General features: G+C 40.0%; 3 protein-coding genes and 2 pseudogenes. All 5 read right to left on the bottom strand.

Annotated features, from left to right (window positions below; translation table 11 throughout):
* Positions 1-557, bottom strand: a 557-nt coding sequence (locus GMD6S_RS11055; protein ID WP_000369353.1) for a conjugal transfer protein, incomplete at its 3' end; no start/stop codon positions are given.
* 11 nt (positions 558-568) lie between these two features.
* Entirely contained in the window at positions 569-1,126 is a 558-nt protein-coding gene (locus GMD6S_RS11050) for a hypothetical protein (protein WP_000914000.1), read from the bottom strand.
* A 1-nt stretch (position 1,127) separates the two neighbouring features.
* Positions 1,128-1,361: a hypothetical protein gene (locus tag GMD6S_RS11045; protein ID WP_000456036.1), complete on the bottom strand. Its 234-nt coding sequence runs from the start codon at positions 1,359-1,361 to the stop codon at positions 1,128-1,130.
* A gap of 15 nt (positions 1,362-1,376) precedes the next feature.
* Positions 1,377-2,336: pseudogene (locus GMD6S_RS11040) on the bottom strand (replication initiation factor domain-containing protein); the annotation flags it as partial.
* A gap of 7 nt (positions 2,337-2,343) precedes the next feature.
* Positions 2,344-2,826 (bottom strand): annotated as a pseudogene (locus GMD6S_RS11035) (phosphatidate cytidylyltransferase); the annotation flags it as partial.
* Positions 2,827-2,838: the final 12 nt, after the last annotated feature.

Below are 2,838 nucleotides of genomic sequence, written 5' to 3'. Positions count from 1 at the left end.
GGAATATTAAATCCTGTTGTGATTTCCTTTTTCTCGGTGTTGTTGTCCTTTTTGATCCATTCCTTGTATTTGACACGGTAGGTTGCCACTTTATCTGTTACAGTGATGAGTTGCGAATAAATCACCTCGCTAGGGTTTCGGACTTGCCCTTGTGACTTGGTGTCAGGAAGGGCACCATAAAAGGAATTCAGATGATTAATTTGTTCGGTTTGCTTATTATTTTCTTGTGAGAGGGTAAAGTAAGCATAAACAAAATCGTTTAGATAGTATTGTAGACGGTAGTCATATTGCCTAGTAGTTGAAGGGGAGTCTGCTTTTTCCTTTTCAAAGTTTTCAATGCTTGTTTTTAGACTTGAAACCTGATTGGATAGAGTGATAGCTCGAATGGAACCCATGAGTCCAATAAAGAGAAGGCAGCAAGTTCCGCCAACTACAGCAAGATTAACATGTTTTTTGGTGAGGGTTTTAAGTTTTGGAGGTTTCTTTTTCTGTTCAACCTTTTTAAATTGTTCTAGAAATTGCCTCACCTTTGAGAGATAGGATTTTAAATTGTCCATAGTTCCTCCTGTTACACTTGGGCTAACTCAATAAGTTTGGTTCCTTTTGCATAGAATCGTTTATTAAGTTTTTCCATTTCTGAATTGATAAAGTAATAGCCTTTTAGCTCGTATTGGAGTTGTTCCAGTAATTGGGGAGCTAAAGTCTTTGCTTCTTCTTTTTTCAGCAAGCTATTTAATTCACCTGCTTTTGTCCAAGATTCTTTATAATCTTTCTTTTTGAGACATTCGCCTAATTCATTAGCGACTTGTTCTACTTGTCGGGTGAAGGTTGTTTTTGTTGCCATTTCGAGTTCCTTTCTAAATTGTTCTTGATTTTGCTTGATGGTTTGTTGGATGTAAGCAATCAGTGAGGGACGCATCTTTTGATTGAGAGAAAGAACTTGTCCCTCTAAGGTGAAGCAAGCATGTTCGTAGCTATAGAGGCCTTTAGAATTTGGTTCCTTTTCGGTGCATCTTCCAGCACATTCATAGTAGAACTCCTTTCCTTTTCTTAAAAGAATGTAGAAATGCCAAAACTCTTTTTCAGGTAAGAGAAAGAAGTCTGCTTGATAGATTTTCTTAAGCAATTTAAGAAGCCTCTAGAAGATCATCATAGCCAAGTGCTTGGAAGATAAAATCAGAATCAAACCATAGCCAATCATTGATTTGAGTTTCCGTTGGGATATCCCCACAGAAGATATCTTCACAAATAATGGTGAGGGTATCCAATCCTCCACGTTCACGAACAGTGTTTAGAGTTGTTAATCCGCCTGACCAAGCTTTAAAGTTTTCTAGTGAATTAATCTCAACTTTGTATTCCATTGGTTGTTTTCCTTTCTAATGTTCATAATGTTTACTAGCTTTGAGTAGTTTTAACATTGCCTTCCCACGATCTGTAATTTCCCCGCTATTTTGTATCATCTTCATATATTCGGTCTGCATGATACGATCAGCTTCTGAAACTAAAGCAAGAGAGTTCGCTACTTGATAGGTCAGCCAGCGGATGGTTCGTTCAATAGAGTAGGGTTGGGGACTGGTTGAGAGTTTCAAGGGTTCTACCCCACCAAAAAGTTGTTGCCATTTCTGGTCAGGCTTATAAGCTCCAAATTGATTGATTCCATCATAGACTTGCATTTCATTATTGATAACCCCACGGGCGATTTCCCCAAGGTCTACACCGTTGATATATTCCTCGATAGCTCCTTGTGCTTTTTGGTCTGAAAAGCGAAGTTCGTAGCGATTCCAAATACCAAAAATCTCCAAGGATTCTTCCAAGGAGATATTTTCTTGACGGGCGAGTTCATAGCGTTTCTCGTAAAAGTTAAAGTAGAGTTGGCTTTGCCTTGATCCAAAGTAGAGGGACAAACCATGATTAGCTTCCATATCCTCATTGTCAATAAAAGAACCGCCCCCTGTTACATTCCATTTCCGAAAGGTGTTGAGGACAATTTCCTTTGCGTAGAGCTTCTCAATCAACTTAGGTAGATGAATCTGTTGATCTTCTTTTCCGAAGCCCTTATAGAGCTCATCTAGAGCAATATCTAACCTCTTAATTCGGCAATCCTCATAAGCATAGAAGAGATTCTGAAGGAAGGCCTGCCAAGTGATTCCCCTGTATTCTAGGAGTACTTCCAACTCACGGCACCCTTGCCCTGATAGTTGAAGACAGGATTGGTAATCTTTGGTTTCTGCTTTATCAAAGAAATCAAAAATCCAGATATTGCCTCGTTGCCAAAGATGGGTGTAGTTCATGAGCCGTGTCTCCTGAGCGCTAAATTCGCTCAGATGACAGAAGAGAATTATGTTTACCAAAATTCATCCCTGTCAGGTAGGCTGCGCTATCTGTCGCCCAAACGATAAAAAGGGCCAAAAGTACCTTGTCAAAACCTGCCACCCGAGCATCTAGTAAGGCATTAAAACCAAAACCAACATAAAAGCTCACAGCAATTGGAAAAGCGGCATCTTCAATCGTATAGTTTTTACTGAAAACGGTCGTCCCTAGCATTATGGTAATCAAAACACTGTAGGCAACCACATTCCCATCAACAGGCAAAAATGTTAGGTAATTTTCTAAAGGAACTGTGAGAGCGAAGGTCGCAAAAAGAGTCAAAGCACCCTCAATGGTCATAGTCTTTAGCCCCTTCATGTGCAAGAGTTCATGGACGCCTAGCATCGCTAACAAGCCAATCCCTATCTGCAACAAGAGCCCACCCGCAAACAAGACTGGAAGGAAAATGGCCAGGGCCAATACCGCAAACAATGTTCTCTTTTGTAAATCCTTGGTCATATCTTCTCCTAA

Source organism: Streptococcus sp. GMD6S (genome assembly GCF_000297015.1).
The sequence above is the reverse complement of the archived record's forward strand: the minus strand, read 5'-3'. Positions and strand labels throughout refer to the sequence as shown.

What these genes read in the sequence shown, in the direction of transcription:
- GMD6S_RS11045 (WP_000456036.1), bottom strand. Translation starts at nt 1,361, where the DNA reads ATGGAATACAAAGTTGAGATTAATTCACTAGAAAACTTTAAAGCTTGG.